Source organism: Ramlibacter sp. (assembly GCF_028292805.1).
Lineage (GTDB): Bacteria > Pseudomonadota > Gammaproteobacteria > Burkholderiales > Burkholderiaceae_C > Ramlibacter.
The window spans coordinates 1-5,445 of the sequence record NZ_JAQGLS010000184.1; the positions used below are offsets into that span (position 1 = coordinate 1).

The following is a 5,445-nucleotide window of genomic DNA, read 5'->3' on the forward strand; positions in this document are numbered from 1 at the left end:
GTGATTCGCGTCGTCGGCGGAAATTCGGGGGCGGACGCAGGCGTCGGGATCTACGGCAAGCTCAAGTTCGAGTCGGGCGGACATCGCGTGCAGCGCGTGCCCGCCACCGAAACGCAGGGCCGCATCCACACCAGCGCCTGCACGGTGGCAGTGCTGCCCGAGCCTGACGAAGCCGAGGACGTGGCGTTGAACCCGGCCGAATTGCGCATCGACACCTATCGGGCCTCCGGCGCCGGCGGCCAGCACGTGAACAAGACCGACTCCGCCGTGCGCATCACCCACCTGCCCACCGGCATCGTGGCCGAGTGCCAGGACGACCGCTCGCAGCACCGCAACAAGGCCAAGGCCATGCAGGTGCTGGCCGCCCGGATCCAGGAGAAGGACCGCTCGGCGCGGGCCGCCAGGGACGCGGCCACCCGCAAGGGCCTGATCGGCAGCGGCGACCGCTCCGACCGCATCCGCACCTACAACTTCCCGCAAGGCCGGATGACCGACCACCGGATCAACCTGACCCTGTACCGCTTGCTGGCGATCATGGAAGGCGACCTCGACGAAGTGATCCAGGCGCTGCTGCTGGCCCGCAGGGCGGAGCAGCTGGAGGAACTCGAAGTGGGCATGGGCGCCGTGCGCGCATGACGCTGCACCAAGCCTTGCAGCAGGCAGCGGCGCAGGGGCTGGCGCGGCTGGATGCGCAGCTGTTGCTGCTGCACCTGCTGGGCCGCCCCGGCACCGATCGCGGCTGGTTGATCGCGCACGACGACACCATGCTGGCGCCGCCGTTGCGGGAGACCTTCAGCGCGCTGTGCCGCCGCCGGGCGGACGGCGAACCGCTGGCCTACCTGCTGGGCGAAAAGGAATTCTTCGGCCTGCGGCTGCAAGTTGACCCCCGCGTGCTGGTGCCGCGGCCCGACACCGAGACGCTGGTCGAGTGGGCACTGGAGCTGTTGCAGCACCGGCTCGCGCCTCGCGTGATCGACCTGGGCACCGGCAGCGGCGCCATCGCCTTGGCCATCCGGCAGGCCCGTGCCGACGCCGTGGTGGAAGCGGTCGACCGCAGCGCCGGCGCCCTGGAAGTGGCCGCGGCCAACGCCCACGCGCTGGGCCTGGCCGTGGATTTGCGCCAGGCCAGCTGGCTGGAAGGCGCTCAAGGCCCGTACGAGCTGATCGTCAGCAACCCACCTTACGTGGCCGCCGGCGACCCGCACCTGGCCGACTTGCGCCATGAGCCGGTATCGGCACTGGTGGCCGGCGCCGACGGCCTGGACGACCTGCGCGCCATCGTGCAGGCGGCGCCGGCGCTGCTGGCACCTGGCGGCTGGCTGCTGCTGGAACACGGCTGGCACCAGGCGCAGGCCGTGCGCGGGCTGCTCACCGCCGCCGGCCTGGTCGACACCGCCAGCCGGCGTGACCTGGCCGGCATCGAGCGCTGTTCCGGCGCCTGCCGCCTTGAACTGGGATAATTGGCCGCAATGTTGAAGCAGGCCTTGCCTGCCTAGGAGGAATCAAGATGAGCGACGCACAGCAACGTATCGACGACCTGGTCAAGAACAGCGAAGTGGTGCTGTTCATGAAGGGCAACGCCAGCTTCCCCATGTGCGGTTTTTCCGGCCGGGCGATCCAGATCCTGAAGGCCTGCGGCGTCGACGCCAGGCAGCTCAAGACGGTGAACGTGCTGGAAGACGACGGCATCCGCCAGGGCATCAAGGAATACAGCAACTGGCCCACCATCCCGCAGCTTTACGTCAAGGGCGAGTTCATCGGCGGCTCCGACATCATGATGGAGATGTACCAGAGCGGCGAGCTGCAGCAGGTGCTGGGCGGCGAGCCGCAGGCCTGATCAGCCCAGGGGCGACGCGGCTGCCAACGGCGGCGCGTCCCGCCTCTTCTGTGGATTCCTGCTGACAAGCGCAGGCGCTGGACGGCTGACCTCGTTGCTCCTTGCCCCGACCTATGCTCGAATGAAAGCACAGTCGTGAAGGAGAAGGTCGATGGATACGTCGCACAGCCTGGTTCCTCAGTCCCGCGGCCTGCAGCTGCCGATCGCGAACCTGCGCAGCGTGTTCCGCACGCACGATGTGGAACGCAAGCTGTCCAAGCTGCCGGCGCGCGAGCACGAGATGCTGCGCGCCACCTACGAGCGGATGCTCGAGCGCGGTCCCGACCGCTTCCAGGTCAAGCCCAGCGGCGTGCCCGAGATGGGCGCCCTGTACGAACTGCTCCCCAACTTCACCGAGGTCCTGGACGACGTCAAGCGCCACGTGGCGCTGGCGCAGGACTCGGGTGACGGCCTGGACGTCACGCCGATGCTGCTGCTGGGCCCGCCCGGCATCGGCAAGACCCACTTCGCCCGCCAGCTCGCCGACCTGCTCGGCACCGGCATGTGCCTGGTTCCCATGAGCTCCATGACGGCCGGCTGGCTGCTGTCGGGCGCGTCCTCGCAATGGAAGGGCGCCAAGCCCGGCAAGGTTTTCGAGGCGCTGGTCGACGGCCAGTACGCCAACCCGGTGCTGGTGGTCGACGAGATCGACAAGGCCAGCGCCGATGCGCAGTACGACCCGCTGGGCTCGCTCTACAGCCTGCTGGAGCACGACACGGCGGGCGCCTTCACCGACGAATTCGCCGAGGTCGCGATTGACGCCAGCCAGGTGATCTGGATCATGACGGCCAACGACGAGCGTTGCATTCCCGAGCCGATCCTGAACCGGATGAACGTGTTCCAGATCGAGGCGCCGTCGCCCGAGCAGGCGCGCGCCATCGCCCGCAACCTCTACTCTTCGATCCGCGCCGACCACGGCTGGGGCAAGCGCTTCGACGCCGACCCGGCCGACGACGTGCTCGATTGCCTGGCCGAACTGGCGCCGCGCGAAATGCGGCGCGCGCTGATGACGGGCTTTGGCAATGCGCGACTGGCACAGCGGGACAGCATCCAGGCCGACGATCTGCCCAAGTGCGGCGAGCGCAAGGGCAAGCTGGGCTTCCTGCAATAGCTGTGTTGCCGCCGCAATCGATGCGGCGACGGTGCAGGAGCGGCGTGGATCCCGGGCCAAGCCGGGGAGGAAGTCAGGACGGTTGCGGCCTGTCCGCCGGCCGCAGCGGGTCCGACGACGGCGCCGGCGGCAGCGGAACATCCTCGAAAGCCCAGGTGCGCGCCGCGCCGAACACGGCGTTCGGATACGGCGGGCGGCCGCGGCTGCCGTTGTAGCGGCCCAGCGCCATGAACAGGTCGCCGCGCTCGCGGTCGATGTAGTGGCGCAGGATCACGCAGCCAAAGCGCAGGTTGGTCTGCATGTGGAACAGCCGGCCGGCGTCGCCGTCGCCGATCACGCGGGTCCAGAACGGCATCCCCTGCATGTAGCCGCGCGCGCCCACCGGGCTGACGGCGAACTTGCGGAACGCGCTCTCGACCTGGATCAGGCCCAGCACCAGGGCGGTGTCCAGACCGGCGCGCCTGGTCTCGTACCAGACGGTCTGCAGGAACTCCTTGCGCTCGGTCCAGTCTGGCTGGCGACGCCGCAGCCGCCCGCTCATCGCCCCCAGCCAGCGCAGGTACTTCAGGCGCGCATCGGTGTCGTGGAAGACGGGGACCGGCGGGGCGCTGTTGGCGACGGCGGACGTGAGCGCGGTGCGAACCGAGTCCGCCAGCGGCTCCTCGAGCTGGCCGCCGGCATGGGCCCGGCCGCCCAGCAGCAGCCACCCGAGCCCCGCCGCAGCGGGCTGCAGGAACTGCCGCCGGTTCGTCACGCCGCCAGCCGCCCCTTGAGGAAGCCCGCGATGTCACCGGCCGGCACCTTGGTGGCGCCGGCATCGCGGCGGTGCTGGTACTCCAGCTGCCCTTCCTTCAAGCCGCGGTCGGAGATCACCACCCGGTGCGGCACGCCGATCAGCTCCCAGTCGGCGAACATCGCGCCGGGCCGCTCGCCCCGGTCGTCCAGCATCACGTCGACGCCGGCCGCTGCGAGCTCGTCGTGCAGTTGTTCCGCGGCCGCCTTCACGTCGGCGCTGCGGTCCATGCCGATCGGGCAGACCACCACGGTGAACGGCGCGAGCGCGTCGGGCCAGATGATCCCGCGCTCATCGTGGTTCTGCTCGATGGCCGCGGCCGGCAGCCGCGTGATGCCGATGCCGTAGCAGCCCATCTCGAACGGCTTGGGCTTGCCGTCCTCGTCCAGGAAGTTGGCGTTCATGGCCACGCTGTACTTGGTGCCCAGGTAGAAGATGTGCCCGACCTCGATGCCGCGCTCGATGGCGAGCGCGCCCTTGCCGTCCGGCGACGGGTCGCCCGCCACCGCGTTGCGGAGGTCCGCCACCAGCGCCGGCTCGGGCAGGTCGCGGCCCCAGTTGACGCCGGTGATGTGGAAGTCTTCCTCGTTGGCGCCGCAGACCCAGTCGGCCATGGCTGCGACTTCGCGGTCGGCCACCACCTGCACCGGCTGCTTCATCGCGACCGGGCCAAGGTAGCCGGGCTTGGTGCCGAAGTGCGCCTCGATCTCCGGCACGGTGGCAAAGCGAAAGCCGTCGTCCAGCCCGGGCACCTTGGCGACCTTGATCTCGTTCATGTCGTGGTCGCCGCGCAGCAGCAGCAGCCACACCCGCGTTTGCGCGATGTTGCCGGCGCCATCGAGCTTGTCGGTCGCCAGCACCAGCGACTTGACCGTGGCCTGCAGCGGCACCGCCAGCAAGCTGGCGACGGCCTGGCAGGTGGACTTGCCGGGCGTGGGCACCTTCTCCATGGCCTTGCCGGCGGCCGGGCGGGGGCCGGCCGGCGCCAGCGCCTCGGCCTTTTCCATGTTGGCCGCGTAGTCGCCGTCCGGGCTGTAGACGATGGCGTCCTCGCCGGTGGCGGCGATCACCTGGAATTCCTCGGACAGGTCGCCGCCGATGGCGCCGCTGTCGGCGGCCACGGCGCGGTAGCGCAGGCCGAAGCGGTCGAAGATGCGCCGGTAGGCCTGCGCCATCGTTTCGTAGCTGCGCCTGGCCGCGGCCGGGTCGCGGTCGAAGCTGTAGGCGTCCTTCATGGTGAACTCGCGCCCGCGCATCAGGCCAAAGCGCGGCCGGCGCTCGTCGCGGAACTTGGTCTGCACCTGGTACAGGTTCTTGGGCAGCTGCTTGTAGCTGCGCAGCTCCTGGCGGGCGATGTCGGTGACGACTTCCTCGCTGGTGGGCTGGACCACGAAGTCGCGGTCGTGCCGGTCCTTGATGCGCAGCAGCTCGGGACCCATCTTCTCGAAGCGGCCGGTTTCCTGCCAGAGTTCGGCCGGCTGCACCACCGGCATGGCGCACTCCACCGCGCCGGCGCGGTTCATTTCCTCGCGCACGATCGCTTCCACCTTGCGGATCACTCGCAGGCCCATGGGCATGTAGGTGTAGATGCCGGCGCCGAGCTTCTTGATCATGCCGGCCCGCATCATCAGCTTGTGGCTGGCGACCTCGGCGTCGGCGGGGGCT

The 5,445-nt window shown here is 69.7% G+C and carries 6 protein-coding genes; 4 read left to right on the forward strand and 2 right to left on the reverse strand.

What is annotated here, in order from left to right; all coding sequences use genetic code 11:
• The 4 genes from JWP65_RS11320 to JWP65_RS11335 form a co-directional block, all read left to right on the forward strand.
• Positions 1-636: peptide chain release factor-like protein (locus JWP65_RS11320; protein ID WP_299763743.1), on the forward strand; the 636-nt coding region annotated here is incomplete at its 5' end.
• Entirely contained in the window at positions 633-1,460 is an 828-nt protein-coding gene (gene prmC, locus JWP65_RS11325; protein ID WP_299763745.1) for a peptide chain release factor N(5)-glutamine methyltransferase, read from the forward strand. The genes JWP65_RS11320 and prmC, both read left to right, overlap by 4 nt.
• Positions 1,461-1,507: 47 nt before the next feature.
• Positions 1,508-1,837, forward strand: a complete 330-nt coding sequence (gene grxD, locus JWP65_RS11330; RefSeq protein ID WP_299763747.1) for a Grx4 family monothiol glutaredoxin — start codon at positions 1,508-1,510, stop codon at positions 1,835-1,837.
• A 151-nt stretch (positions 1,838-1,988) separates the two neighbouring features.
• A complete protein-coding gene (locus tag JWP65_RS11335) occupies positions 1,989-2,987 on the forward strand; it encodes an AAA family ATPase (RefSeq protein ID WP_299763749.1) in 999 nt (332 codons plus the stop codon).
• 73 nt (positions 2,988-3,060) lie between these two features.
• On the opposite strand, the gene JWP65_RS11340 is transcribed toward JWP65_RS11335, so the two are convergent.
• Positions 3,061-3,720, reverse strand: a complete 660-nt coding sequence (locus JWP65_RS11340; RefSeq protein ID WP_299763753.1) for a lytic transglycosylase domain-containing protein — start codon at positions 3,718-3,720, stop codon at positions 3,061-3,063.
• A gap of 17 nt (positions 3,721-3,737) precedes the next feature.
• Positions 3,738-5,445: proline--tRNA ligase (locus JWP65_RS11345; RefSeq protein WP_299763751.1), on the reverse strand; the 1,708-nt coding region annotated here is incomplete at its 5' end.